Genomic DNA, 24,528 nt, shown 5'->3' on the forward strand with positions numbered 1-24,528 from the left:
ATCCCATGATTTTCGGCCAAGTTCCCAACCCAGGTGAAGTCGATTTTACGCTTCCGAAAGACGATCCAAAAACGAAACAAGTCTTAAACAAAAACAAGGACGACAAGCCTTTCGAGATTTCGATCGGCTGCGCCAAATGGAACAAGACCGACCTCAAGGGCTTTTATCCGAGAGGCACGAAAGACGAGCTTACGTATTATGCGACCCAGTTCAATTCGATCGAACTCAACGCGACGTTTTACGGAATGCCGACCTGGCAGCAAGTCGAGACCTGGAAAGAGAAAACCCCCGAAGATTTCAAGTTTTTCCCGAAACTCACCAATACGATCTCGCATTTCAAGCGATTGATCGATGTGAAAGAGCCTGTGGATACGTTCTGCAATGCCGTGAGCAATTTCGGGGATAAATTGGGCATGTGCTTTTTGCAGTTGCACGACAATTTCAAACCCAAGGATTTCGCGCGATTGGAAAAAACCCTGCGTGAATTCCCGAAAGGTGTGCCGCTTGGCGTCGAAGTGCGCAACAACGAATGGTTTACCGATGAAAAGGCCAAAGCCGATTTCGAAAATTTACTTGAAGAATTGGGCATGGCCAACATCATCGTAGATACGGCCGGAAGACGCGACATGCTGCACATGCGGCTCACGAGTCCGGTGGCTTTCGTGCGTTATGTGGGTGCGAACCATTTATCCGATTACGATAGGCTCAACGATTGGGTCGCGCGCATCAAAACTTGGAAACAGGAAGGTTTGCAAAAACTATATTTTTTCGTTCACCAGAATATCGAACTGGAATCGCCTTTGCTCGCCGAACATTTCATCAAGGAGATAAACAAGGAATTCGACGTCTCGATCCACATTCCCGTGCGTCAAGCCGCCCAAAAATCGATGTTCGACGAAAATTAAACCGCAATTTTAGATACTTCGTCCTCTTGCGGACCGGCAAAAAACACCTCGCCGATTTTTTGGTACAGCAGTTTTTTGTCTATCGGCTTGGTCAGGTAATCGTCTGCCCCGATGGCAAAAACGCGTTCTTTGGTTTCGGGCGTGATGTCGGCCGTCACGACGATGATCGGGATGTTGGTGTTTAAATCTCCTGTTCGGCCCGAACGGATGGCGCGCATGGCTTCGTAACCGTCCATCACGGGCATCTGCAAATCCATGAGTACGAGATCGAATTTTTCTTGTTTCATCTTTTCGAGACATTCCGAACCGTCGTTGGCAACAGAAAAAGCCAGTCCGGGCAAACCTTTGAGCATCATCTTGATGACCATTTGGTTCATGGCGTTGTCTTCTACGATAAGGATATTTTTACCTGAATATCCTGAATCCCGTATCGGTATATCGATTGTTTTTACGACTTGCATCGCGATTTCATAATCGAGCAACACCGTACACACGGTTCCTACCCCTAAATCGCTGTCGAGCGCGATTTTGCCGCCGTGAAGGTCGCAAAGCGATTTTACGATGCTGAGTCCGATGCCGAAACCGCCGAATTTGCGCTTGTTGTCGAGGTCGCTTTGTGAAAACAATCCGAAAACCGATTCCAGTTTTTCTTTCGGAATTCCGGTTCCGGTGTCGGCGATCGTGATTTTGAGCATCATTTTGCCTTTGACCGATTTTGCATCGACAAGGAATTTGACCGAACCCGCCGAAGTGAACTTGCATGCATTGCCCAAAAGGTTGTACAGCATCTGTTCAAGTCGTATCGGATCGCCGAAAACCGAGATTGCCGTGTCGACATTGCTCGAGAATTCGAACGTCAAGCCTTTGTCGAGGATTTGTTTGCGCACCGTGCCGCGTAGCTTCTCGAAAACATCATGAAGATTGAATTCGACTTTGTCCAACCGTAATTCGCCTTTTTCGATGCGCGAGAAATCGAGGATATCGTTGACCGACGAAATCAATCCGTGGGAAGCGTAACGGATTATCTCGCAATTGGCCTTTATTTTTTCGCTGTCGGTTTCCTGTTCCATCGCGCTGGCCAAACCCAGGATCGCGTTCAAAGGTGTTCGCAGTTCGTGGCTCATATTCGAAAGGAAATACGATTTGATGTCGTTCATTTCCTCTGATTTCTGCAAAGCGACGGTCTGCAGTTCTTCTTTTCGGGTCTTGAGCAATCGGATGCGGTTGGCCATCGAAAGCGACAAGGCGATGATTTCGAGCGCTATTCCGGGCTTGGTGATGTTGTCTGTCGCGAAATCGTCGGGGAAAATGCCGAAATTCATCGATACGGCCAATGCTATGCAAAGGAAAAGGATGACGATGCCGCCCGTGTAATAGCGGTCGATTTGCTGTCTTCGAACGAATTTGGTCACGACGGTCGCGAAGATCAACAGGATTCCCACGAGCGTGAGCAGGTTGATCGTCGGATAGGCGAAATGCAAGAACGACGGAAAAACCACGACGCCGATGAACGCTGCCGCCAACACTCCGAAAAGCAGTTGGTAGCACTTGTAAAGCCACGGGTTTTCCGATTCGATGTCGAGTACGGTTGCACTATATCTGCCGAAAAAATAACAACTCAAAATCGCCGAGATAATGACTACATGCTTGTCGAACCACGAATAACCAGTGCCGAGATATTGGTGATAGAACCCGTCGAGCGCGAATTGGCACAAGGCCATAAAACTCACGTAAAGCGAATAATGCAGGAACGAGTTTTCCTTTAAGGCAAAGTAGAAAAACAGGTACGTAATCGCGATCACGAGTAAAATCCCGTAGAAAAAACCCATCACGAGTTGGTCGTGGTACGTGCTTTCGAGAAGTTTGGAAGGTTTTATCAGTTTGAGCGGCAGGTTGTTCTTCTCGCCGTCGTTGACGATTTGCATATACGCCGAGACGCTTTCTCGTTTGTCGAGCGAAATGTTGAACACCGATTTGCGGCTTGCTACCGCGCGTTCGTCGAAATGCAGGTTGTCGCCGCTGCGTTGCAGTTTGGTATGTCCGAGGCCGTCGACTAGATAGAGGTCGATGTTGTCAGTTACGGGTTCGGCCGTTTCGAGATAATACTGGATCGGGATGTCGAGTTTGTTGACGAGTTCGAATTTGACCCAATAGGTATCTTTGGTAAAACCGAGGTTGCCCAGAAGGCCTTTCAAAGGTTCGAATCTCGGATCGATCTTTTTGCTGCGGATATCTTCGAATGACAATTGTTTGTTGCCGACATTGGCAATAGCTGCATTTTCGAGAATGGAAATTTCCTCTGGAAGATTTTTATCGGAAAACACGTATTGTGATTTCACGACGGGGCAGCATAAAAAAAGTACTGCCGCAAGGAGTAGATTTTTCACGTTAGTAGGTGTTTTTGGGTAGCGAAACTTAGAAAACTTAATTAACAACACCAACGAAAGCGTGAGAAAAATACTTTATTTATTACAGTTATGACAACACGCGACAAACTGAAATGTTTAATGTTTCATTTTGTCATTTTTTCACCTGTTGATAACTCGAAGAAGTCGCAAAAATCGAAGTATAAAATCGGTTAAAAAGTTAATAACCTCGAGCTTTTGCATTGCGGTTTACATTTTAAAGACGGAGCTTACATCATTTTCACGAGCGTATGGCTTTTCCGATTAAAAATCTTAAATTGTTTAAGGATTCGAATTCAAGAATGAACAACATCAAAACGAAATTCAGCATAAAAGATCTTGAGAACCTGTCGGGAATCAAGGCGCATACGATCCGTATCTGGGAAAAGCGATATGATATTTTACGCCCTATGCGAACCGATACGAACATCCGCTATTACGACTCGGACAATCTCAAAAAATTGCTCAACGTCGTGTTGCTGCACAAACACGGCTATAAGATTTCGAAAATCGGTTTGATGAGCGAGGAACGCATCCCGCAAATGGTAAAGCAGATCATTTCCGAAAAAAGCGCGAAACATCATGCGCTGAACGCGTTCAAACTCGCGATGATGAATTTTGACCAGACGCTTTTTTTCCGCACGTATCAGAATTTACTCAGCGAGAAATCGTTCAGCGAAGTGTTCTACGACGTTTTCCTGCCACTACTCGACGAAATCGGATTGTTGTGGCAAAGCGGCACGATCACGCCTGCCCACGAACATTTCATGTGCAACCTCGTGCGCCAGAAAATATTTTGCCGCACAGAGGAAGTCCAGATTACAGAACCGTTGCGCACCGACCGCACGTTCATACTATTCCTTCCGCAGCTCGAAATGCACGAAATGGGTTTGATGTACCTGCATTACGAAATCACTTCGAGAGGTTACCGCAGCCTGTATCTCGGCGAAGGCATCCCGATTTCGAGTCTTCGCGAAATGAAGAACCTTTTCCCGAATATTACGTTCGTTTCGTATTTTACGGTGGAACCCAAATCGGAAGAAGTCGAGAGTTACCTGCACGATCTCTATTCTGAAGTCATGGACGACAGTTCGGAACTTTGGATTTTTGGGCGACGCAGCCAATCGATCGAGAAATCGCGTCCGAAACTCACCGTTTTCAGTTCGTTCAAACTCGCCACCGATTTGCTGTAAACGAAAAAAGCGCCCGTTAAAGGCGCTTCTTTGATCGAAATGAATGGTTTATTTCTGGTTCTGCATAAGCTGTTGCAAAGGCTTGAGCTGTTCCATGTCCATGTTTGAATTCTTGAGCACCGGCAGCATCTCGAGAATCGCGTTCGGGTTCATGCCGTCTCCGAGCACGCGTACTACGGCAAATCCGTTTTCTTTCTTGTTGGCGAAGATGACGAACTCTTTGATATCGTCGTCGGCTCCCACATAACTGATCGAGCCACCGTCTTTACCCGACCCGAAATGCATCAATTCCTGATACTTTTCGTTCTTGAGCAAGGCTTTTACTTTGTCTTTTTCGGCGTCGTATTGCGTTTTGTTGCTGTCGTTGACCGTAAACGCAAGGATGTTGACTTTCTCGAAAGTGGCGAGTGCCTTTTTCTGTTCGGGCGTCAATAATTCGGGCTTGACGTTGAGTATCGAAGGCGAAACGTCTACCGATACGAAATCTTTTTTCTGCTCGCTTTCCACGAAATACTTCTGCAACGAAGGTTCAGACGAACAGGCTGCGAAAGTCAACGCGATAAGGGCTAGGCTCAACAATCGTTTCATGGCTGTCTTATTTTGGGCCTTTCGGTCCTTTTGGTCCTTTAGATCCTTTGGCCGCTTTGTCTATATTGGCGCCTCCGGGAAGATTCAATTTGTCGGTAAGCATAGAGATGTCGTTAAGGTCGAAATCTCCGGTAAGCGACATCAATACGGTTTCGTTCTTGCCGCTGCCTTCGATGAACATGAGCAATTCTTTCACGTTCGTCTCACTGGTTCCGGATTTTACGAGAATCTTGATGTTCTGTCCTTTTTCGGTCACGCGCATCAACTCTTCCAATCCGGCGGTTTTGATGTATTTCTCTGAAGTGGCTTTCATGTCGCTCGTCACTCTTGTGCTTTGTGTGGTGAACACGCGCAGGTTGTCGAGTTTCTTGATCAGGTTCAAATATTGTTGGTTCTCTTTGCTTTTGACGTCGCCCATCATCTTGAACATCTTTTTGTTCACGACGACTGCGGTAACGTCGTCCTGCCCGTCGAATTTATCGAAGGCGGTTTGGGCGAAAAACAGGCTCGGCATCAATGCCAAAACAACTGTAAGGATTAACTTCTTCATGGTTTTTGGAAATTTACTTTTTGGAAATTACTTTTTGAAAACTAAGTCTTTGGATTCTTCGTACTCATTGATGTATTCGACGCTTTCTACGCCTGTGTTGACATGAGCGGCCAACATATCAAGCGCTTTCTGTGTTTCGGCGAAAGCTTTTTCAGGATCGTCGTACGTGCCCAATTCTCCTGGTGTGGTTTGGTTTTGGAGATTGTTATAGGCAAACGTACCGACTCCTAACAGGACAGCGACCGACGCGGCAACCGATAGCCAAGCTACGGTTTTGCGTTTTCTGGGTTGTAATGGCAAGGTGCCGTCGAAGCGTTGTTCCCTTTCTTTGGCGAAGTAACCGAACATTGGCCTGTATTGCTCCAGATGCTGCGCAACATCGGACGAGGAAAAATATTCCTGCAATTGCGTTTCTTCGGCTAACGAGGTTTCTCCGTCAAAGTATTTCTCGATTAGGGTTTCTATGTTATGCGATTCCATAATTCTGTGTTTTAGTCATTATTTCCCTCAATGCTTTTCTCGCTCTCGACAAAGCCACGCGTACGGCGGTTTCGTTCATTTCGAGCATAGAGGCTATTTCTTCGTATTCGTATTGTTCGATGTCTCTTAGCTGCACGATCAGTTTTTGTTGTTCCGGAAGGCTTTCCATCGCCTTTTCCATCCAGCTCCACGCGTCCCGGTCTTCTACTTGTTTTTGTACCGATGGCGAATTGTCGCTGTAATTGCTGTGGACGATCTGCAAATTCCCGGCTCTTTTGCTTTTGAGCTGGTCGAGGCAGTAGTTCTTGGTCATCGTCATCGCAAGGGCTTCCACGCTGTTGTATTGCGGAAGGCTGTCGTTCTTGCTCCACAGCTTGACCATCACTTCCTGGGTGGCGTCTTCGGCTTCCTCGGTGCTTACGAGCAACCGTTTGGCGAGCCGGAAGACTTTATCCTTGAAAGGATTTACGATTTGCATGAACTCACTTTGGTTCATTTTTACTGTTTATTAGATCGGTTATATAGTCAAGACGAGGCTCGATTATTTTTGTAACACGGAATGTAAAAAAATTTCGTTATTAGTATTTTTACGGGAGTTGTGGGATTCCGACGAAGGAGGAATCTAAGCTAATACAAGCACTGGATGAGATTCCTCCTTCGTCGGAATCCCAAAAAACAAAAGCTATGAAAAAGTTTCTCCTTATTATGCTATCCATTGTCGCGATCGGATTCGGATTGTCGTCTTGCGAGCCCGACGATTCCAATTCCGTTCCCAAAGACCTGCGCATTTCCGATTTCGTCTGGAAAGGCATGAACCTGTATTATTTGTGGCAGGAAGACGTTCCCGATCTCGCCGACGACCGTTTCGCGAACCAAACCGAACTCAATACCTACCTGTCGCAAAACAACGAACCGATAACATTGTTCAACCATTTGCGCGTGGCCACTTCTATCGACCGCTTTAGTGTAATCTATTCCGATTATCGCGTTTTGGAAGGCATTCTTTCGGGAACGACGGGAAACAACGGGGTCGATTTCGCTTTGCGCTACAAACAAGGCAGCTCAACCGATATTTTCGGATGGGTGCGTTATATCTTGCCCAATTCAGACGCATCGAACAAAGACATCCATCGCGGCGACATCTTTTATGCGGTGAACGGCACGCCTTTAACCGTAACCAATTACCAGCAATTGCTTTCGGGCCAAACGTATACGCTTGATCTGGCCGATTACGACAACGGGAACATCACGCCGAACGGCCAATCGGTCACGCTTACCAAGGCGACCTATTCCGAGAATCCGGTGTATATCAACGAGGCGTTCAACGTCGGAAACCATAAGATCGGATATCTGATGTACAACGGTTTCTATCCGAATTACGATTTGGCGATGAACCAGGCATTCGCCCAGCTTGATTCCCAAAATATTACCGACTTGGTTCTCGATTTGCGCTACAATTCGGGCGGATCGATCCAGACCGCGACTTATCTGGCGAGTATGATCACGGGCCAATTCACGAACCAGGTTTTCGCCAAAGAACAATGGAACGACAAACTCATGGACTATTGGAACGACAACAATCCCGAAACGTTGTCGAACCGCTTTACCGATGAGATCAACGGAAATTCCATACACAGCCTGAACTTGGGCACGGTTTACATATTGACCTCGAGAAGTACGGCTTCGGCAAGCGAACTCGTGATCAACTGTCTCAAGCCTTATGTGAACGTAGTACAGATCGGCGATGTGACGACGGGCAAAAACGTAGGTTCGGTCACGCTTTATGACTCACCTTCGTTTGAAAAAGACGGTTCCGATCCTACACATTATTATGCGATGCAGCCCATCGTGCTCAAAACCATAAACAAAAACGGTTTCGGCGATTATGCCGACGGTTTGCAGCCTACTCAGGAATATGTCGAGGATTTAAGCAATCTTGGCGTACTCGGCGATGTAAACGAACCGTTGCTTTCGACCGCCATCGGCATCATTACCGCCAACGGACGATTGATAAGACCGATGCCCGAAAAAATATTCACGCCGTTCAAGGACTCGAAATCGCTCGACGGATTGCGCGACCAGATGTATTCGTCGGCAAAAAACCTCAAACCATGACAGACGCGCGAGACATTTACGTGCACGACAGGCAGACTTTCATCAAATTCCTGCACGCCTTCCACTCCGATTTCAAAAAGAATCCCGATGTGTGGGAGAACAACACGCTCGAGCGTTTCCTCGAAGCATTGGCCGCTTATGCCGAAGACCTGCAAGGTTATTACGACAACCTCGAGCTTCCGTTAGATGTAGACAAACCTTCTTTCCGGGTTTTTGCGGATATGCTCAAAGGCGCTTCGGTTTACGAATGATTTTTAGATTGACAGATCTTCAGATATTGGATTATCAGATCGACCTATCCAATATCTTATAATCTGACATCTGAAAATCCGTAAATAAGTTTGTTGAAAACTGCAGTTTTTTAACTTAAAATCCAATATTAATTATGCGCACCTTGCAATTAATGTCGGATTTTCCACGTTAAGGAACTAACTAATCTACCTGACCATGAAAAAATCACTCAACATTTTGCTGGCTGCGGCTGTCGTTTCGGCTCTCGCTTTTATCGGAAAACCTTCGCCAAAAACGGCCAAACACGAAGAACCGAAGAAGATTCATGTCGTGATCGACGCCGGACACGGTGGCAACGATTTCGGAGCATCTTTCGAGAACGTGACCGAAAAAGATGTCGTCGCCCAGATCACGAACAAGATCAAGCAACTCAACAAGAACGAGAATGTAGAGATTATTTTGACGCGTGCTTCGGACGAGCCTGTCACTTTACAACAACGCACCGAAGTAATCAACGCTTCCAAACCTGACGTAGTAATTTCGCTTCACGTCACGGCAAGCAAAGATTCCGAAAGATCGGGCGTCGGCTTGTACATCGCCAAGGAAAACGCGTCGAAACAGCGCGCTATGGAATTGGCTACCAAAATGTCGGCGCGCATCAAGAAAAACCATGCGTTCCATGTTTCCGAAATCAACGAAGCGCCTTTTTACGTGCTGAAAAACTCACAGGCTCCGGCGATTATCGTCGAATTGGGTTATCTCACCAACGAAGGCGATCGTCATTACCTTACCGATGAAAAGCAGCAGTTGCGCATCGCACGTACCATTTTGGAATGTGTGAACGATTTGCGTTGATTGCAGTTAAAAATTTAGCCACGAATCACACGAATATCACTAATCAATCAGTGCGTTTCGTGTAATTCGTGGCTTTTTAATGAACTAAAGTCTAACCTTAGTTGAAATAGAATCCGTTAGGACCTAATCCAACCGGGATTTCGTCAAGCAAAGCGCCATTGTTTTCGGCATAGATGAAAATTTTCCCGTCCGACGTGAAGTCTTCGGCCGCTTCAGAAATGTAAATACGCCCGTCTTCGACAGCGAATCCGTAACCGATGTAATCTGAATCGGAACCGGTTTCGATGAAAGCCGTATCGGTAACGCTCGTAGCGCCCACATTGATTTTGTAGATTTTCGGTCCTACCGTGAAATACGCAAGTCCGCCGTCGATGTCAAGGTTTTGCGCGTTGCCCATAGTGTCCGGGAACGTCACTTCGCCTGCGATCTGGTTGTTCGACAACTGGATTTTGACGAGCTTGCTCGCGCCCGACCAGCTTCCGCAAAGCACATACAGCATACCGTCTCTTTCCTCCAATGAATTCGGCGCTTCACCTACTTCGATTGTCGTCACGATCTGGTTGTTGCTCGTGTTGATTACGGTAACGACGTGTCCGGCTCCGTAAAATCCGCCCGAAACATAGAGTTTGCCGTTCTCTTCGATCAAACGTTCGGCTTGGTTGTTCACGGGAATCGTCGTTTCGACCGCCAAGGTATTGAGGTTGATTACCGTGATGAAGTCGTCCGTAGAGCTTTCAAATGTATTCGAATTGGTCACATACGCCTTTCCGTCGTACACCACGCCATAACGCGGAACGGTCAAACTTGTCGTGATCTCGCCAACTTTCTCGAACGTGTAACGGTTCACGACCGTGATTTTGTTCGAACCGTTAGAGATGATGAACGCGCGGTTGTCGGCAAAGAAAATCGATTGGGTGTACGCACCGATATCCGAATCCGCTCCGTTCACGGCCGAAAAAATGTCCTGCTGCACGGTTTGCATATCGTCGCTGATGTAGGTCACCGTTCCCAATCCGCCTTCGTTGAGTACGAGAACGCCGTTGTCGTAGCTGCCAAGAGGCGCGTTCGAATCGTCATCGCTGTTACACGAGGCCAAAAAAAGCGAGCCCGCGATCGCTGTCAAAAACAGTTTGTTGAATTTCATGTTATATATGTAGTGTTAGTGTTACGAAATAATGTCGCCCCGGATACGGACGTCTTTCCATGGTTTGATATTCGGAATCCAAGGCGTTGTTGACCTGGAATCCGATGCGGTACACATCCGACTTTCCGAAATCATACCCGATGCCCGCATTGACGACGGCATAAGCATCAAGGTTATAGCGCGTATTGTTGTCACTCCTCGTGAAAACTTCTCCGTTAAAAAGACTTTGCACGTTGGCCGAAAACTTGCGATAGCCGTACGCGACGGATGCCGTGGCTTTGTGATAAGGCACGTAAATCAATTGGTTTTCCGTTTTTTCGTTTTCCGAAACCGTGTACGCATACGTGCCGTTGACGACGAATTCATGTCTTCCGAAATTGCGTTTTGCTTCGAGCAAAGCTTCGATTCCGTACGATTCGACGCGGTTCACGTTCACCGGATGCCAGCTTGCGATCGTTCCGGGCAACCATTGGATCATGTCGCGGATCTTCATGTAATAACCCGTGACCGAAAATTTTACGCCCGAAAATTTGAATTCGTTGCCGATTTCTGCCTGATACGACGATTCGGGTTTCAAATCGGGGTTGCCGCCGTCCGACCAATACAGGTCGTTGAACGTCGGGATGCGGAAGTTGCGCGAGCCGTTGATCCTGACGGAATAAAATGAAAAAGGCTTATATCGGATTCCCGCCGAATACAAAAGCGGACTGTCGTAATTGTTCGTGATTTCCTGACGGATTCCGGCTTCGTAATTGACTTTGTCCGAAAGTTTGTGCCTCAACAAAAGCGTTCCCGAACCGATATTCCGGTGTCGACTGTCGATGTCGCTTCCTCGTCCGTTTGCCGATGAATAATCGACGATCGCATTCACATATACATCCGGATTGATGGTATAAGCGAAGTCATATTTGCCGATAACCGTTTCCACGGTCGCATATCCGAACGCATCCGAATCGAGATTTTCAAAATACTGATAGTTTTCGTGCAGGTAAGCGGCTTTTAACCTTGAAGTGAATTTGCTTCCGACATTCGTCCATTCGACAAGGTTTCGCGCATTGAAATCGCGGTATTTCGTCTTGGTATCGGTTGGCGTCAACAACGGAAAGTGGCGTTCGCCATCGTAAACCTCACCGAAGTATTTTATGAAATCGCGATTCGAAACTTTATACGCAGAAGCGATGTTGATACCCGAATTGTAATATTGGCCGTTGCTATTGTGGCGCGAAGAATTCGGGAAATCGTAATCGTTGGCAGAACGGTTGTAATACGCGATCACGTTCACGCCGAATTTATCCGATCCGATATCGGCTTTGTAGCGGTAACGCTGCGTGTCGAAGCTTCCGTAGTTCGCGTCGAACGCATTTTTGAAATGGTTCCCAAACGACGGTTCGCTCGACAAATGCACACTGCCGCCGATCGCGCTCGATCCGTAAATCACGCTGCCGCCGCCCGAGCGCACCGAAATCGCATCGTAGCCTGAAACCGCGACCGTATTGAAATCGGTTTGGCCGTTGACTTGGGAATTGATGTTGATGCCGTTCCAGACAACCGCCGTCTGTTGGGCCGTCGTGCCGCGGAAAGAAGCCGAAGCCACGCCCGAACCGAGTCCGTTTTCCTTGAAATAAATTGGCGAATTGAATTGCAGCAATGTCGCCAACGACGAATTGTTGCGGCGCAAAACCGAATCGTTGAGCGAAATCACGTTTTGGGTTTCCGAGAACTTGCGAAGCTGCACGTCACCCACCACGACTTCTGTAAGGGCAATCGAATCCTGTTGCGCCAAAAGCGGTTGGCACAAAAACAAAAAGCCGATAAAAAGCAGTTTTCTCGCTGTCATACGTCCGAAATCTTTTTTCCCGAAGATTCGATTGTTGGCGAATTAAGGCAGGTCTCCTGGCTTGCGTCCTGGTCGTCGGCCTTCCCGTTTTTACAGTGGCAGCGGATGACGACAGGCTTTTTAGCTTACAGTTGCGGGTACAGCCCGGGATTTTAACCCGGTTCCCTTTTCATGCATCGTGAAAATGCAACCTGAATTCGGGTGCAAATGTAGACATAAAGTTGATTGGAAAAGGCATCCGAAAAAAATTTCAGACTTCCGTTTTGTTTCCGTTTATCTTTGCGCAATCCAACCAATACACATGAAAACATTCCGTTTTTCCGTTTTTTCACTGATTTTAGCTTTGGTTTTCGTCGGATGTAAAAAGTCTGAAACCACAGAAAAACCAAGTGCTGCCGTCCAAAATTCGATCAAGTACGCCAAAGGGCTTTCCATTTTCGATTACGGCGATTATTCGGTCGTGAAAGTGAGCAATCCGTGGCCGAATGCGACCCAGGATTACACGTACGTTTTGAAGGAAAAGGATGCCAAAATTCCCGATAGCCTGCAAAAATTCACGTCGGTGAACGTGCCTGTGAAATCGATTATCGTGACCTCGACGACGCACATTCCGTCGCTCGAAATGCTTGGTGTCGAGAATTCTTTGGTCGCATTTCCGCAGCTCGACTACATTTCATCCGAGAAAGTCCGCGCACGAATCGACGCTAAAAAAATCAAGGAACTCGGGTCGAACCAAAGCCTCAATACCGAAGTCGTCATCGATTTATCGCCCGATGTGATCATCGGTTACGGTATCGACAACAACAACAAGGCGATCGACAATTTGCAGAAAAGCGGACTCAAAGTCGTCCTGAACGGCGACTGGAACGAAACCTCATCGCTCGGGAAAGCCGAATGGATCAAGCTTTTCGGCGCGCTTTACGGACTTGAGGACAAAGCCGACAAAATCTTTTCGGATATTGAAAAAGAATATAATTCGACGTTGGAACTCGCCAAAAAAGCCACCAAAAAACCGACCGTGATCGCCGGCGCCATGTTCGAAAACAAATGGTATTTGCCTCAGGGAAACAGTTGGGGAGCCGAATTGATCGCACAAGGCGCGGGCCAGTATTTATGGGCAGATTCGAAAGGTACGGGCAGTTTGTCGCTTCCGTTCGAATCGGTACTCGAGAAAGGCGTCGATGCCGATTTTTGGATCGGACCGGGCCAATTTACATCGCTTGCCGAAATGACGGCCGCCAATGCGCATTACGACCAGTTCAAGGCGTTCAAAACCAAGAATGTGTACTCGTTCAGTTCCAAAAAAGGAAAAACGGGCGGCATCATTTACTTTGAACTTGCGCCTAACCGACCTGATTTGGTACTTAAGGACATTGTCAAAATCCTGCATCCGGAATTGTTGCCGGATCACGAACTGTACTTTTTCGAGAAATTAAAATAAGTTCTTCACCATCCGAAAACAGAATGTCAAACAAAAAAAACAGCTCTCTCTTTATTTTGCTCGCGCTAGTAGCGGGTTTGCTGTTCGTTTGGGATTTGGCCTACGGACCGGTTTCGATTCCGCTAAAAGACGTTTTTTCGAGTATTTCGGGCGCAGAAGCCTCTAAATCGACTTGGGAATACATCATCCAGAATTACCGTTTGCCCAAAGCGACCACGGCCGTTTTGGCGGGTATCGGATTGTCTGTAAGCGGACTTTTGATGCAGACGTTGTTCCGCAATCCGCTTGCCGGACCGGACGTACTCGGTTTGAGTTCGGGATCGAGCCTTAGCGTGGCATTCGTCGTGATGGGCGCGGGTTTGATTCCGGGCGTTTTGAGCACGTGGATGTTGTCGTCCTACGGTATCATTTTGGCATCCTGTGTCGGAAGTTTTGTGGTTTTGCTCGCCGTCCTTGCGGTTTCCCAACGCATGCGCGATACGATGGGCATTTTGATCGTCGGGCTTATGTTCGGCAGTTTCGCAAGCGCGATCGTAAGCATCCTGACCTATTTCAGCACGGCCGAACAATTGCAGAAATACACGTTTTGGGCGATGGGCAACCTTGGCAACCTATCGTGGCTGTCGGTATTGATTTTGACCGTTTGCGTGGTTTTCGGGTTATTGGTCTCGGTGTTTTGCATCAAGCCTCTGGACGCGTTGCTGCTAGGCGAAAACTATGCGAAAAGCCTCGGATTGAACTACAGGCGCACCCAATTCACGATCATCGCGGCGACAAGTATCCTGACCGGAAGCATCACGGCCTTCGCCGGACCGATCGCCTTCATCGGACTCACGGTTCCGCACATGGTGAAATTGCTTTTCCGCACGAGCGATCATAAAACACTTTTTTCGGCTACGATGCTTTTGGGTGCGGTCGTCTTGCTCGTATGCGACATTTTGTGCCAATTTCCGGGAAGCGACGTGACCTTGCCGATAAACGCGATCACTTCACTCATAGGCGCGCCCGTGGTCATCTGGCTGCTGTTGCGCAAACGAAATACCTTTGACCGATGACGGATCCGATTTTGCATACTCGCGATTTGAGCATCGGCTACCAGTCGAAAAAGCACACGACTGTCGTCGCTTCGGGCATCGATTTGTCTTTGGGCAGCGCGAAATTGGTGTCGCTTGTAGGCGCGAACGGTGTCGGGAAATCGACCTTGTTGCGCACATTGACGGGAATCCAGAAACCCATCTCGGGACAGGTTTTGCTAGAGAATAAAATCGTAACCGACTATTCGCCTTCACAACTGTCGAAAAAACTGAGTCTGGTGCTTACCGAAAAGCTTCCTCCAAGCAATCTGACCGTGTTCGAATTGGTCGCTTTGGGCCGTCAGCCGTATACGAATTGGGTCGGAAAACTCACGCCCGAAGACATTTCGAAAGTAAACGAAGCATTACATTTGACCGATACGTTCCACCTTTCGGCAAAAAAGCATTTCCAGATCTCGGACGGACAATTGCAGAATGTGCTCGTGGCGCGCGCGTTGGCCCAGGACACGCCGTTGATCGTACTCGACGAACCGACGACTCACCTCGATTTCCAGCACAAAGTAGCCTTGTTCCGATTGCTCAAAAAACTGAGTTCGGAAACCGAAAAATGCATCCTTTTCTCTACGCACGATATTGAAATGGCCATCGAATTGAGCGACGAAATCATTGCGATGAACGACGGAAAAGCAATACAGGACACGCCGTCGAAGCTTATCGAAAGTGGCGGTTTCGATCGTCTTTTCGCCGATGACAACATCGTTTTCGACAAACAAAAAGGCCGGTTTGTTTTCCGTGGAATTTGAGCTATATTTGAGATAGACACGACTTCTCATGAAAAATTGCTTTCTGCTACTGCTTTTATTGGCCTTTTCCCCGATTTTCTCACAGATCAGAATGGAACTCACGCCACAAGGTTTTCCGTCTCAAGTAATCGCAAAACCAAGCGTGCCGTCGGACAAACTCATCGAATCGGTGCGCAATTGGGTCGCGACATATAACGAGAAAAACGAGTACGGGTACGACATTACCGAAGTCTCGGAATCGGGCATGACGATCGACGCTTACAAAAGAAACGCGTTTTTTTACCGCAATAAGGGCGAAGCGTACCAACACCGTATCCGATATACGATGGTGCTCGAATTCACACCCGACAACATCAAGATCAAATTCGCCGTAAAAGAAATCTACGACCAGAAAAAACTGCTGGAACTCGCGGTAGCCGATTTCTTCCGCCCCGACGGCAAACTAAAGGCCGATTATCTCGACGCCAAGCCTTCGCTCGAAAAAACGGTAAACGGAATCGTGAACAATTTTGCCGAATATATGTCGCGCGTGACCGATTAAACCAACGCGTCGACTTCACGCACTTCACCGGGTTGCAAATCGGCCAACCAGGTTTCCCCAATCCTGACGCGAACCAACCTCAGCGTCGGAAAACCAACGGCTGCGGTCATTTTTCGCACCTGTCGGAATTTGCCTTCGGTGAGCGTAATCGAAACCCAACTCGTCGGGCCGTGGCGTTCGTCTCGTATTTTTCGGTAGGGCAAATCGGGTGTGTCGAGCAATCGCGCCATGCAGTTTTTGGTGAGATAGCGCGTGCCTTTGACGCCGATTTCGACTCCTTCCTGCAACCTATCGACCGCTTGTTGGTTGATGATGCCGTCCACTTGGGCGTAATATTCCTTTTCCATGTGCTTGCCGCGCACGATTTCGCTCATCATGCCATCGGTCGTGAGGAAAAGCAAGCCTTCGGAATCTTCATCGAGACGTCCGATGGCCATCGTCTTATCTGGGAAAGCGTACAATTCGCCAAGCAATTTCTTGTTGCGCTTCTTTTCGTAAATGAACTGGCTCAGGTAGCCGAACGGTTTGTAGATGTGGAAATGGCGATGCATCGGCCAAAGATAAAGCAATGTTAAACCATTGGCAATCCTATTTCAAAAGGCGTAATTTTCTGTAAAACACAACGATCATGGACACGACCCACAACAAAGACATAGGCGACAAAACCTGGAACAACCAGCAACAAAAAGGCGACCTCAACGAAGGTTTCAGCGGCGAAAATCTTCCCGACGACTACAATCCGGCGAAACATTTAAAGGAAAAAGAAACCGATTCCGACGGAAATACCAAAACCGTCGACCGTGCGCGCAACGCCGACCGCACTTCGGACAACGAAGGCCAATGGACGGAATCGGGCAAACACATAAAAAGCGACCTTGACGACGAGAAAATAAAAGGTAAGGAAGATTTTAATTACGATTCGCCGAACCGCGATCAACAATGATTTTAGACATTCAGAAAAAGTTTTTGATTTTTTGGACAATTGAGAGAGTTAAGAATAGTTAAGCGATCTAACCTTAACTATTCTTAACTTCTTAATAGTAAAAATCAGACCTTACTCCTTTTTCACGAATTGGATGTTCGCCGCAATCTTCACGTCTTCACTCAACACCAATCCGCCGCCTTCTGTAATGCCGTCGTACACGATGCCGAAGTCGTGTCTTTTGATCGTTCCGTTTACTTCAAAACCAGCGCGATAACGTCCGAAACCGTCTTTTAATTCGCCTCCGAAAAGCACTTGGAGCGTCACTTTTTTGGTTACGCCTTTGAGCGTCAAATCGGCGATCAGCTCGTATTCGTCCCCTTTTTTGTGCGTAAATGAAGTCGATGCGAGCCGGATTTCGGGATATGTATCGGCATCGAAAAACTCGGCCGATTTCAAATGTTCGTCGCGATCGGTCTCGTTCGTGTCTATGCTATACGTGTCAATCGACACACCAATCCTGGCATTGTTGAAGTTTTCCTGGTCGTTTGTTTCCAATGTGCCGCGAAAAATGCGGAATGCTCCGGTAACGGTCGAAATGACGAGGTGTTTGATTTTGAAGTGGATTTCGGAATGCGCGGGATCGATTTCCCAATACGTGGTTTTCATGCGAATAAGTTTACGCCTAAAGTTAGTGGCAATTCGCGTTCGCTGCAAATGATTTCACACAATTTGAACAATTCGGGATTTGTCGTTTTTGACCTTCACATCTGTCTCAAACACCACAGACGTTTGGGATTTGCCTTCCCTATTTTTGTATAAAGCCATGATGATGTGTTTTTTAGAATCGATAAAAATTTGCCCGCCGATGGAACTCCGTAAAATAATTCCGTTATTTTTGCCGCTCAATGCTTCGGACTATGATTGTTTCAGCCGTCCTCACTTTCTAAAAAAGAGGGCACCGCGTACAGGCTATTTTACCGCATCGCTTTCGGCGAGAGTCGGTTATTTTCAATATAAACAATCTTACAAATGTCACAGAAGACTTTTCAGGGCAAACTATCTGCCTTTATTTCCATAATAAAACGTTCGCTCAATGGCGAGCACCACGATTTCACTGCGGGAAGCATCCGCGTCTCGGTTGTCCTTTTGGCCATCCCGATGATGCTCGAAATGATGATGGAATCGGTATTTGCGCTTGTCGACCTTTATTTCGTAGGCCATCTTGAGCACAGCAGTTTCGCGATACAGACCGTCGGGCTTACCGAATCGGTGCTTACGATCATTTATTCACTTGCGATCGGGATCAGTATGGCGGCCACGGCTGTCGTAGCGAGACGCATCGGTGAAAAAAATCCCGAAGCCGCCGGAAAGGCCGGAATCCAAGCCATTATCATCGCATTTTTCATCAATGTGTTCATCAGCATTTTCGGGGTCGTTTTCGCGACCGACATCTTGCGGATTATGGGCGCATCCGACGAAGCCGCGATTTACGGCACGACGTTCGTCCGCATCATGATGGGCGGAAGTCTCGTCATCATGCTGCTTTTCCTGATCAACGGGATTTTCCGCGGAGCCGGCAATGCCGCGATCGCGATGAAAAGTTTGTGGGTCGCGAACCTTTCGAACATCGTGCTCTGCCCTGTTTTCATCAACGGATTCGGTCCGATTCCCGCATTCGGACTGACCGGAGCGGCCATTGCCACGACCATCGGACGCAGTATCGGCGTACTTTACCAAGCGTATCATTTGTTCAACGGGAAACATCTTTTGAAGATCACGTTGGCGCATTTCACTCCCGATTGGGAACAGATCAAATCGCTTGTAGGCATCGCAGCTCCGGCAGTCGGCCAATTCGTGATCGCTTCGTGCAGTTGGATCTTCCTCGCCAGATTGGTGGCCGAAACCGGTGGCGATACAGGTTCTGCGGGTTATCAGACGGCCATCAGGCTTATGATGTTCTTTATGCTACCGGCTTGGGGATTGAGCAACGCCGCGGCTACTTTGGTCGGACAGAACCTGGGAGCGAATCAGGTCGAAAGAGCCGAACGCTCGGTTTTGGTCACGGCGCGCTTCAATGCCATTTACATGGGATGCGTGATGGTCTTGTCGCTTTTGGCCGCCGAATTGCTGACCACGTTTTTCTCGAACGATCCCGCGGTTCGCGCCATAGGAGTAAAGGCCATCAGGATTTTGGCTTGCGGTTATATTTTTTACGGCATCGGAATGGTGATGATCAACGCGTTCAACGGAGCCGGCGACACCAAAACGCCGACTTGGGTCAACGTTTTCGGATTTTGGTGCCTGCAAATCCCACTTGGCTATTTCCTTGCAAAAACCCTTGGGTTAGGTCCGGTCGGGGTTTTCATCGCGATACCGGTTTCGGAAACTGCTATTACCGTTGCGGGCGTGATTTTGTTCAGACGCGGACGATGGAAAACAGTAAAAGTGTAAATTCGCGATTCACCTAAAACGAAAATTTTGAGAAACGTTCCCATTACCGTGCTTTTAAAACGCGTCCAATCAAGACCTTTGGCCGCTATGGGCTTGATTTTTACTGTGGTATCGTTGGCATTGTGTCCGGTTTTGTTCATTGTGGTCTCGACATTCAAAAGCGATATCGAAAAATACGACTCAGACGCGATACGCCTTAAAGGCACGCAAACGACAGCAATAATACGCGATATCAAACCGATGACCAACGTATCTGTAAACGGGGAACATCCGACAATTTTCACATATGAGTTCACTGCCGACGGAAAAACCGTAACCGACCGATTCCAGACGTTTGACGATAATAGAACACGCATCAGGATGGGCGATGTGGTTCCCGTAAAACATTACAACGGCCAATCGATTATGACGGAACTCGAAAGTTTTGCATTCCCGATGTATCTTTTCCTGTTGTTCCCCTTACCGTTCCTCGTGATCGGTTCGATATTCCTCTTCATAGATTTCTTGCCGGTTTGGCGTGAATATCAATTGTATAAGACCGGAAAAGTAGTCGAAGGCACTGTCGTTTCACTTATGGCCAACAGCGGTATGCCGGTTTCGGGCCGCGGACAATCGGTAAGTGTGCATTACATGTATACGGACGCTGGCGGCCACAAAAATTTCAGTGAGTCCAAAACCACCGATTTTGCGATACTTCACGAAAAGAAAAACGGTGATCCGATCAAATTATTTGTCTCTCAGGATTTTACAAAAAGCACGATCGTGCCGCGAATAGAAAACCAAAAACACCGTTGGGGAATCCAATGGTAAAAAAACGGATGGCGAAAAACCATCCGTTTTTTATGGTAATCGAAATTCCGGATTATAGATCAATCCGATAATATTTCCCCACAGATCTTTTACAGAAGCCACAACGATTTCACCTCCTACATTGGTAGGTTTTTCATGTTCGGAAGCGCCCAAATCCAGAAATCTCGCATATTCAGATTCGATGTCGTTCACGCCCCAATATGTCAACACGGTTTCCGCTTTATTAAGAATGACCGATTCTTCGGATTGCAGCCCGAGTTCGTAACCCGCGATGTTGAAACCTACATAGAAAGGCTCATTGAAATACGGTTCGGTTTGGAAAGCCTTCGCGTACCAATCGGTAGCGGCTTTGATGTCGGTGACTTTGTAGATGGCGGTTCTCAGGCCGAGGATGTTTTTCATAAGATAAAAGATGATAGACGAATAGATAATAGACAAGTTGTGAAGACGGATTCAGATATCTAAACTCTTGATTTTAAATGTTAAAGCCAATGATGTAACTCAATCTTAAAATTATGTAAAAATTCACAACGACCGAAAAGGTAATTTAGCCTCAACGGAAATGAACTTCCCGATTCACTCATCGATAACCTAAAAAATAAATAGTCATGAAATCGGTATCACTTATCATCTCGGCACTGGCACTGGTTGCTTCAACGTATTTCTTCGCGGTGGATTTCAGATTATCCCTTGAAACAAACTATTTGATCTATATGGGCATGCTGCTCACGCTGATTTTCATTTCGGTAGTCGGTATCGCAATCAATTTGCCGTTCGCACGATTCAGACGTCCGAAAGCGCGTACTTTTTCGTATAACAGCTATTCGCGCGACAGGATTCGCAATAAGTCGTTCGATTCCCAGTTCGGCATGTCGTAACAAATAGAAATCTCCATAGATTTTACCTTGAAGTGGTTCGTTTAGGCGGGCCACTTTTTTTATACAACCATGAAGGACTTTTCGGCTTATGGTTTTCCGTAAGACAAACTCCCGAAGTTATGCTTACATTTACGCTTTAATCCACACAGACATGAATCCCTACCTGATTACCGCAATCGTATTTTGCGTGGCTCTGGCCATCGGTTTTTTTATCGGAAAACTGATCGCGTCGGCCAATGCGAACACCGAAACCTCATCGCTTAACGAAAAACTGCTTTCGGCGAATTCCCAATTGGAATTGATGCGCCAACAGCAGCAATCGGAACGGTCGAATGTCGAAAAATCGATCGAACGCCATTTGTCGGATATCGCGAACCTAAGAACCGAAAAAGACGCGCTCGCGATACAGCTGACCAAAAAAGAAGCCGATTATGCGAATCTTTACGAAAAGCACCGCGAGCAGAAATCCGAAATCGAACAATTACAGGAAAAATTCACCAAGGAATTCGAGAATCTCGCCAACAAGATTTTGGATGAGAAATCGCTCAAGTTCACCGAACAGAACAAAACCAACCTCACGAACATCTTGTCGCCTTTGCAGGAAAAAATCCAGCTTTTCGAAAAGAAAGTCGAGGACACGCACAAGGAATCCATTGATTACCACGCGGCTTTGCGTCAACAGATCCTGGGGCTTCGCGAGATGAACGAACAAATGAGCCGCGAGACCGTAAACCTCACCAAAGCGTTGAAAGGCGATTCCAAAATGCAGGGAAATTGGGGCGAATTGGTTTTGGAGCGCGTACTCGAGAAATCCGGATTGGAAAAAGGGCGCGAATACGAAGTGCAGCAAAGTTTTACGAACGAATTCGGCCAGCGCATGTTTCCCGATGTGGTCGTGAATTTGCCCGACGGCAAGAAAATGGTGATCGACTCGAAAGTGTCACTCGTTTCGTATGAAAAATATTGCAATGAGGAAGACGATGCAATCCGCGCGGTGAACCTAAAAGAACACGTTGCTTCCATCAAACGCCACGTCGAGCAGTTGGGCGAAAAGAACTACCACGATCTGTATCAAATGGAAAGTCCCGATTTCGTGTTGCTTTTCATCCCGATCGAACCCGCATTCGCATTGGCTTTGAACGAAGATGCGACGTTGTACAACCGCGCTTTCGAAAAAAATATCGTGATCGTCACGCCATCGACTTTATTGGCGACTTTGCGTACGATCGATTCGATGTGGACCAATCAAAAACAACAGGAAAACGCATACGAAATTGCGCGCCAGGCCGGAGCTTTATACGATAAATTCGAAGGTTTCGTAGCCGATCTGGTCAAGATCGGAAAGAAGATCGACGAAAGCAAAATCGAATATTCGGGCGCGATGAACAAGCTCGTCGAAGGCAAAGGAAACCTGATCACAAGCGTCGAACGGCTCAAGAAAATGGGCGCGAAAGCCAAGAAAGCGCTGCCCGAAAACATCCTGCGCCGCGCCGATGCCGAAATGGACAAACTACTCGAGGAATAATCATGGAATACAAAACCGTAGAATCGTCTTATATCACCATTTCGGAACTCATGCTTCCGTCGCACTCGAACTTTTCGGGAAAAATCCACGGTGGTTACATCTTGTCGCTTATGGACCAGATCGCGTTTGCGTGCGCGAGCCGATTTTCGGGCCATTATTGCGTGACGGCTTCGGTCGATACGGTCGATTTTTTGAATCCGATCGAAATCGGCGAACTCGTCACGATGAAAGCCTCGGTGAATTATGTGGGAAGAAGTTCAATGGTCATCGGCATCCGCGTCGATTCCGAAAACATCACCACCGGTATTTCAAAGCACTGCAACTCCTCGTATTTCACTATGGTCGCCAAGGATGAAAACGGAAAAAACACCGTCGTTCCGGGATTGGTTTTGTCGTGCGATGACGATTTGAGGCGTTTTTTCAAATCGGTCAAGCGGATTTCGAGAAGAAAAGACGGCATGGACCACGACGAAACGTTCGATTATAAATCGTCTGAAGCCTTGTCGGAACTCAAAAACTTCAATGTGCGCCTCGAAAATTATTAAGAGGTTTACTGATAATTCCGAACCGATTCCAAAACTTTTTTAGGGTATTCCGAAGGATTGCTGTTTGATTCAAAATATTTGCTATTTTTGAAGCTTTCACAAAAAATCCATGAAGAAAAATTACCTACTGCTGTGTTTTGTTGCAATTATTTTGGGAGCCGGGATTTTTATCTCGTGTAACCACGATGACAATGAAGATGAATATTTGCCCGTTTCGCCTGTAGTGCTCGATGTCACGCAGGTTCCTTATGCCAAACTTTCGGATTACCACTTTTTTGACGGAGGCGAACTCAAGGAACTTTCACCTTCTTACAAGGTACTTCCCTATCGACCTGCAAGCGAGCTTTTTACCGATTACGCCCATAAAAAACGTTTCGTCTGGATGCCGCAAGGCACGAAAGCGACGTTCAACGGCAACGACAACACGCTCGAATTTCCGGTCGGTGCGGTGTTGATCAAAAACTTCTACTACGACGACGTGCTTCCCGACCATACGACCAAAATCATCGAGACGCGCATCCTGATCAAGAAACGCGAACCGCAGTACAACGACGACGGAGACGAAATCAACTCGGGTTGGGAACCGTACGTGTACATCTGGAACGACGAGCAGACCGAGGCCTTCCTCGACACCGAACAGCAAGGTGTTTTCGTTCCCGTGAGCTTTATGCACAACGGCCAGCAAAAAGACGCTTTCTACAAGATTCCGGCCGATACCGAATGCCGCACCTGTCACAAGATCAACCTTAACGAGACGCTCAACGGCGAAATCGTGATTCCGGTCGGGGTCAAACCTCAGAATCTCAATTACGTTTACGATTACGGCACTTCGCAGCGCAACCAACTCGAGAAGTGGGTGGCAGAAGGTTATCTCGAAAACAACATTCCCGCAACAATATTATCTACCGTAGATTACAACGACACGAGCAAGCCACTTGAATTGCGTGCCCGTTCGTATATGGATATCAACTGCGCGCATTGCCACCGTCAGGGCGGACATTGCGACTATGTAAACGTGCGTTTCAATTTCAGCAATTCCGATCCGGAAACGGTCGGGATTTGTGCGACACCGCTTTTCAATGTCGACAACCTGCCTTACGTGATCAATGCGGGCGATGCGGCCAATTCCGAAATCATTCACAGAATCAGCTCAACCGACGGCTCGGTGATGATGCCGTTCATCGGAAGATCGATAGTTCATGAAGAAGGAGTCCAACTCATGACCGACTGGATCAATTCGATGCAAAATCATTGCAATTAAACTAACAACTA

26 protein-coding genes and 1 riboswitch are annotated in these 24,528 nt (G+C 47.4%); of the genes, 16 read left to right on the plus strand and 10 right to left on the minus strand.

Features of this window, described 5'->3' with window-relative positions; genetic code table 11:
- The first annotated feature begins 5 nt into the window (after nucleotides 1–5).
- A complete protein-coding gene (locus HZF10_RS13835) occupies nucleotides 6–905 on the plus strand; it encodes a DUF72 domain-containing protein (protein ID WP_176006815.1) in 900 nt (299 codons plus the stop codon).
- Here HZF10_RS13835 and HZF10_RS13840 read toward each other — a convergent pair.
- Nucleotides 902–3,292 carry a hybrid sensor histidine kinase/response regulator gene (locus HZF10_RS13840; RefSeq protein ID WP_176006816.1) on the minus strand — a complete coding sequence of 797 codons (2,391 nt, stop codon included), beginning with the start codon at nucleotides 3,290–3,292 and terminating at the stop codon, nucleotides 902–904. The genes HZF10_RS13835 and HZF10_RS13840 overlap by 4 nt on opposite strands.
- A 320-nt stretch (nucleotides 3,293–3,612) precedes the next feature.
- Here HZF10_RS13840 and HZF10_RS13845 point away from each other — a divergent pair, with 320 nt between their 5' ends.
- Nucleotides 3,613–4,503, plus strand: coding sequence for a MerR family transcriptional regulator (locus HZF10_RS13845; protein ID WP_176006817.1), 891 nt, complete (start codon nucleotides 3,613–3,615; stop codon nucleotides 4,501–4,503).
- A 48-nt stretch (nucleotides 4,504–4,551) separates the two neighbouring features.
- Here the strand turns inward: HZF10_RS13845 and HZF10_RS13850 are convergent, their stop codons facing one another.
- From HZF10_RS13850 to HZF10_RS13865, 4 genes are read right to left on the minus strand one after another with little or no spacing between them, the layout of a single operon-like run.
- Nucleotides 4,552–5,091: a GFO_1091 family lipoprotein gene (locus HZF10_RS13850; protein WP_176006818.1), complete on the minus strand. Its 540-nt coding sequence runs from the start codon at nucleotides 5,089–5,091 to the stop codon at nucleotides 4,552–4,554.
- Between the two features lie 7 nt (nucleotides 5,092–5,098).
- Entirely contained in the window at nucleotides 5,099–5,641 is a 543-nt protein-coding gene (locus HZF10_RS13855; protein ID WP_176006819.1) for a GFO_1090 family protein, read from the minus strand.
- A 27-nt stretch (nucleotides 5,642–5,668) separates the two neighbouring features.
- Nucleotides 5,669–6,121, minus strand: a complete 453-nt coding sequence (locus HZF10_RS13860) for a PG0215 family putative anti-sigma factor (RefSeq protein WP_176006820.1) — start codon at nucleotides 6,119–6,121, stop codon at nucleotides 5,669–5,671.
- Complete coding sequence (locus tag HZF10_RS13865) at nucleotides 6,108–6,617, minus strand: GFO_1088 family ECF-type sigma factor (RefSeq protein ID WP_176006821.1); 510 nt, start codon at nucleotides 6,615–6,617, stop codon at nucleotides 6,108–6,110. The genes HZF10_RS13860 and HZF10_RS13865 overlap by 14 nt, the downstream gene beginning before the upstream one ends.
- Nucleotides 6,618–6,805: 188 nt before the next feature.
- On the opposite strand from HZF10_RS13865, the gene HZF10_RS13870 reads away from it, so the two are divergent.
- From HZF10_RS13870 to HZF10_RS13880, 3 genes are all read left to right on the plus strand, one after another.
- Nucleotides 6,806–8,236 carry a GFO_1087 family putative carboxy terminal peptidase gene (locus HZF10_RS13870; RefSeq protein WP_176006822.1) on the plus strand — a complete coding sequence of 477 codons (1,431 nt, stop codon included), beginning with the start codon at nucleotides 6,806–6,808 and terminating at the stop codon, nucleotides 8,234–8,236.
- Nucleotides 8,233–8,487: a DUF7660 family protein gene (locus HZF10_RS13875; RefSeq protein WP_176006823.1), complete on the plus strand. Its 255-nt coding sequence runs from the start codon at nucleotides 8,233–8,235 to the stop codon at nucleotides 8,485–8,487. The genes HZF10_RS13870 and HZF10_RS13875 overlap by 4 nt, the downstream gene beginning before the upstream one ends.
- Before the next feature lie 196 nt (nucleotides 8,488–8,683).
- On the plus strand, nucleotides 8,684–9,322 hold the full coding sequence (locus HZF10_RS13880) for an N-acetylmuramoyl-L-alanine amidase family protein (protein ID WP_176006824.1): 639 nt from the start codon (nucleotides 8,684–8,686) through the stop codon (nucleotides 9,320–9,322).
- Between the two features lie 97 nt (nucleotides 9,323–9,419).
- On the opposite strand, the gene HZF10_RS13885 is transcribed toward HZF10_RS13880, so the two are convergent.
- Nucleotides 9,420–10,466, minus strand: a complete 1,047-nt coding sequence (locus HZF10_RS13885) for a YncE family protein (RefSeq protein WP_176006825.1) — start codon at nucleotides 10,464–10,466, stop codon at nucleotides 9,420–9,422.
- 1 nt (nucleotide 10,467) lies between these two features.
- Nucleotides 10,468–12,303, minus strand: coding sequence for a TonB-dependent receptor plug domain-containing protein (locus tag HZF10_RS13890; RefSeq protein ID WP_176006826.1), 1,836 nt, complete (start codon nucleotides 12,301–12,303; stop codon nucleotides 10,468–10,470).
- A gap of 29 nt (nucleotides 12,304–12,332) precedes the next feature.
- Nucleotides 12,333–12,513, minus strand: a riboswitch (cobalamin riboswitch).
- A gap of 91 nt (nucleotides 12,514–12,604) precedes the next feature.
- On the opposite strand from HZF10_RS13890, the gene HZF10_RS13895 reads away from it, so the two are divergent.
- Genes HZF10_RS13895 through HZF10_RS13910 form a run of 4 tightly spaced genes read left to right on the plus strand, consistent with a single transcriptional unit; the run spans nucleotide 12,605 to nucleotide 16,122 of the window.
- Nucleotides 12,605–13,744: an ABC transporter substrate-binding protein gene (locus HZF10_RS13895; protein WP_176006827.1), complete on the plus strand. Its 1,140-nt coding sequence runs from the start codon at nucleotides 12,605–12,607 to the stop codon at nucleotides 13,742–13,744.
- 23 nt (nucleotides 13,745–13,767) lie between these two features.
- The gene (locus tag HZF10_RS13900; protein ID WP_176006828.1) at nucleotides 13,768–14,799 is read left to right on the plus strand and encodes an iron chelate uptake ABC transporter family permease subunit; all 1,032 of its coding nucleotides are present in this window, start codon (nucleotides 13,768–13,770) and stop codon (nucleotides 14,797–14,799) included.
- Complete coding sequence (locus tag HZF10_RS13905; protein ID WP_176006829.1) at nucleotides 14,796–15,581, plus strand: ABC transporter ATP-binding protein; 786 nt, start codon at nucleotides 14,796–14,798, stop codon at nucleotides 15,579–15,581. Before HZF10_RS13900 ends, HZF10_RS13905 begins: the two co-directional genes overlap by 4 nt.
- Before the next feature lie 28 nt (nucleotides 15,582–15,609).
- Complete coding sequence (locus tag HZF10_RS13910) at nucleotides 15,610–16,122, plus strand: hypothetical protein (protein ID WP_176006830.1); 513 nt, start codon at nucleotides 15,610–15,612, stop codon at nucleotides 16,120–16,122.
- On the opposite strand, the gene HZF10_RS13915 is transcribed toward HZF10_RS13910, so the two are convergent.
- Nucleotides 16,119–16,673: a pseudouridine synthase gene (locus tag HZF10_RS13915; RefSeq protein WP_176006831.1), complete on the minus strand. Its 555-nt coding sequence runs from the start codon at nucleotides 16,671–16,673 to the stop codon at nucleotides 16,119–16,121. The two genes, HZF10_RS13910 and HZF10_RS13915, sit on opposite strands and share 4 nt — an antisense overlap.
- 77 nt (nucleotides 16,674–16,750) lie before the next feature.
- On the opposite strand from HZF10_RS13915, the gene HZF10_RS13920 reads away from it, so the two are divergent.
- Nucleotides 16,751–17,065: a hypothetical protein gene (locus HZF10_RS13920; protein ID WP_176006832.1), complete on the plus strand. Its 315-nt coding sequence runs from the start codon at nucleotides 16,751–16,753 to the stop codon at nucleotides 17,063–17,065.
- 111 nt (nucleotides 17,066–17,176) lie between these two features.
- On the opposite strand, the gene HZF10_RS13925 is transcribed toward HZF10_RS13920, so the two are convergent.
- A complete protein-coding gene (locus tag HZF10_RS13925) occupies nucleotides 17,177–17,713 on the minus strand; it encodes a YceI family protein (RefSeq protein ID WP_176006833.1) in 537 nt (178 codons plus the stop codon).
- A 363-nt stretch (nucleotides 17,714–18,076) separates the two neighbouring features.
- On the opposite strand from HZF10_RS13925, the gene HZF10_RS13930 reads away from it, so the two are divergent.
- Together HZF10_RS13930 and HZF10_RS13935 are read left to right on the plus strand one after the other, a co-directional pair.
- Nucleotides 18,077–19,498, plus strand: a complete 1,422-nt coding sequence (locus HZF10_RS13930; RefSeq protein ID WP_176006834.1) for an MATE family efflux transporter — start codon at nucleotides 18,077–18,079, stop codon at nucleotides 19,496–19,498.
- Nucleotides 19,499–19,525: 27 nt separating this feature from the next.
- On the plus strand, nucleotides 19,526–20,308 hold the full coding sequence (locus tag HZF10_RS13935) for a DUF3592 domain-containing protein (protein WP_176006835.1): 783 nt from the start codon (nucleotides 19,526–19,528) through the stop codon (nucleotides 20,306–20,308).
- A gap of 30 nt (nucleotides 20,309–20,338) precedes the next feature.
- Here HZF10_RS13935 and HZF10_RS13940 read toward each other — a convergent pair whose 3' ends face one another.
- Nucleotides 20,339–20,710, minus strand: a complete 372-nt coding sequence (locus tag HZF10_RS13940) for a VOC family protein (RefSeq protein ID WP_176006836.1) — start codon at nucleotides 20,708–20,710, stop codon at nucleotides 20,339–20,341.
- 206 nt (nucleotides 20,711–20,916) lie between these two features.
- Here HZF10_RS13940 and HZF10_RS13945 point away from each other — a divergent pair, with 206 nt between their 5' ends.
- The 4 genes from HZF10_RS13945 to HZF10_RS13960 all read left to right on the plus strand — a co-directional run bounded on the left by HZF10_RS13945 (nucleotide 20,917) and on the right by HZF10_RS13960 (nucleotide 24,517).
- Nucleotides 20,917–21,186 (plus strand): hypothetical protein, encoded by a 270-nt coding sequence (locus HZF10_RS13945; RefSeq protein WP_176006837.1) that lies wholly within the window; start codon nucleotides 20,917–20,919, stop codon nucleotides 21,184–21,186.
- A gap of 151 nt (nucleotides 21,187–21,337) precedes the next feature.
- Entirely contained in the window at nucleotides 21,338–22,711 is a 1,374-nt protein-coding gene (locus HZF10_RS13950; RefSeq protein WP_176006838.1) for a DNA recombination protein RmuC, read from the plus strand.
- Between the two features lie 2 nt (nucleotides 22,712–22,713).
- A complete protein-coding gene (locus tag HZF10_RS13955; RefSeq protein WP_217703388.1) occupies nucleotides 22,714–23,256 on the plus strand; it encodes an acyl-CoA thioesterase in 543 nt (180 codons plus the stop codon).
- Between the two features lie 109 nt (nucleotides 23,257–23,365).
- The gene (locus tag HZF10_RS13960; protein ID WP_176006839.1) at nucleotides 23,366–24,517 is read left to right on the plus strand and encodes a hypothetical protein; all 1,152 of its coding nucleotides are present in this window, start codon (nucleotides 23,366–23,368) and stop codon (nucleotides 24,515–24,517) included.
- Nucleotides 24,518–24,528: the final 11 nt, after the last annotated feature.

The organism is Flavobacterium agri (genome assembly GCF_013401995.1).
Lineage (GTDB): Bacteria > Bacteroidota > Bacteroidia > Flavobacteriales > Flavobacteriaceae > Flavobacterium > Flavobacterium agri.

Excerpts from the sequence above, each read along its gene's own strand:
- HZF10_RS13915 (WP_176006831.1), bottom strand. The coding sequence starts at position 16,673 with ATGCATCGCCATTTCCACATCTACAAACCGTTCGGCTACCTGAGCCAG.
- HZF10_RS13865 (WP_176006821.1), bottom strand. The coding sequence starts at position 6,617 with ATGAACCAAAGTGAGTTCATGCAAATCGTAAATCCTTTCAAGGATAAA.
- HZF10_RS13950 (WP_176006838.1), top strand. The coding sequence starts at position 21,338 with ATGAATCCCTACCTGATTACCGCAATCGTATTTTGCGTGGCTCTGGCC.
- HZF10_RS13920 (WP_176006832.1), top strand. The coding sequence starts at position 16,751 with ATGGACACGACCCACAACAAAGACATAGGCGACAAAACCTGGAACAAC.
- HZF10_RS13885 (WP_176006825.1), bottom strand. The coding sequence starts at position 10,466 with ATGAAATTCAACAAACTGTTTTTGACAGCGATCGCGGGCTCGCTTTTT.
- HZF10_RS13955 (WP_217703388.1), top strand. The coding sequence starts at position 22,714 with ATGGAATACAAAACCGTAGAATCGTCTTATATCACCATTTCGGAACTC.
- HZF10_RS13875 (WP_176006823.1), top strand. The coding sequence starts at position 8,233 with ATGACAGACGCGCGAGACATTTACGTGCACGACAGGCAGACTTTCATC.
- HZF10_RS13870 (WP_176006822.1), top strand. The coding sequence starts at position 6,806 with ATGAAAAAGTTTCTCCTTATTATGCTATCCATTGTCGCGATCGGATTC.
- HZF10_RS13860 (WP_176006820.1), bottom strand. The coding sequence starts at position 6,121 with ATGGAATCGCATAACATAGAAACCCTAATCGAGAAATACTTTGACGGA.
- HZF10_RS13850 (WP_176006818.1), bottom strand. The coding sequence starts at position 5,091 with ATGAAACGATTGTTGAGCCTAGCCCTTATCGCGTTGACTTTCGCAGCC.
- HZF10_RS13895 (WP_176006827.1), top strand. The coding sequence starts at position 12,605 with ATGAAAACATTCCGTTTTTCCGTTTTTTCACTGATTTTAGCTTTGGTT.
- HZF10_RS13940 (WP_176006836.1), bottom strand. The coding sequence starts at position 20,710 with ATGAAAAACATCCTCGGCCTGAGAACCGCCATCTACAAAGTCACCGAC.
- HZF10_RS13835 (WP_176006815.1), top strand. The coding sequence starts at position 6 with ATGATTTTCGGCCAAGTTCCCAACCCAGGTGAAGTCGATTTTACGCTT.
- HZF10_RS13910 (WP_176006830.1), top strand. The coding sequence starts at position 15,610 with ATGAAAAATTGCTTTCTGCTACTGCTTTTATTGGCCTTTTCCCCGATT.
- HZF10_RS13930 (WP_176006834.1), top strand. The coding sequence starts at position 18,077 with ATGTCACAGAAGACTTTTCAGGGCAAACTATCTGCCTTTATTTCCATA.
- HZF10_RS13845 (WP_176006817.1), top strand. The coding sequence starts at position 3,613 with ATGAACAACATCAAAACGAAATTCAGCATAAAAGATCTTGAGAACCTG.
- HZF10_RS13890 (WP_176006826.1), bottom strand. The coding sequence starts at position 12,303 with ATGACAGCGAGAAAACTGCTTTTTATCGGCTTTTTGTTTTTGTGCCAA.
- HZF10_RS13945 (WP_176006837.1), top strand. The coding sequence starts at position 20,917 with ATGAAATCGGTATCACTTATCATCTCGGCACTGGCACTGGTTGCTTCA.
- HZF10_RS13960 (WP_176006839.1), top strand. The coding sequence starts at position 23,366 with ATGAAGAAAAATTACCTACTGCTGTGTTTTGTTGCAATTATTTTGGGA.
- HZF10_RS13925 (WP_176006833.1), bottom strand. The coding sequence starts at position 17,713 with ATGAAAACCACGTATTGGGAAATCGATCCCGCGCATTCCGAAATCCAC.
- HZF10_RS13905 (WP_176006829.1), top strand. The coding sequence starts at position 14,796 with ATGACGGATCCGATTTTGCATACTCGCGATTTGAGCATCGGCTACCAG.
- HZF10_RS13855 (WP_176006819.1), bottom strand. The coding sequence starts at position 5,641 with ATGAAGAAGTTAATCCTTACAGTTGTTTTGGCATTGATGCCGAGCCTG.
- HZF10_RS13880 (WP_176006824.1), top strand. The coding sequence starts at position 8,684 with ATGAAAAAATCACTCAACATTTTGCTGGCTGCGGCTGTCGTTTCGGCT.
- HZF10_RS13900 (WP_176006828.1), top strand. The coding sequence starts at position 13,768 with ATGTCAAACAAAAAAAACAGCTCTCTCTTTATTTTGCTCGCGCTAGTA.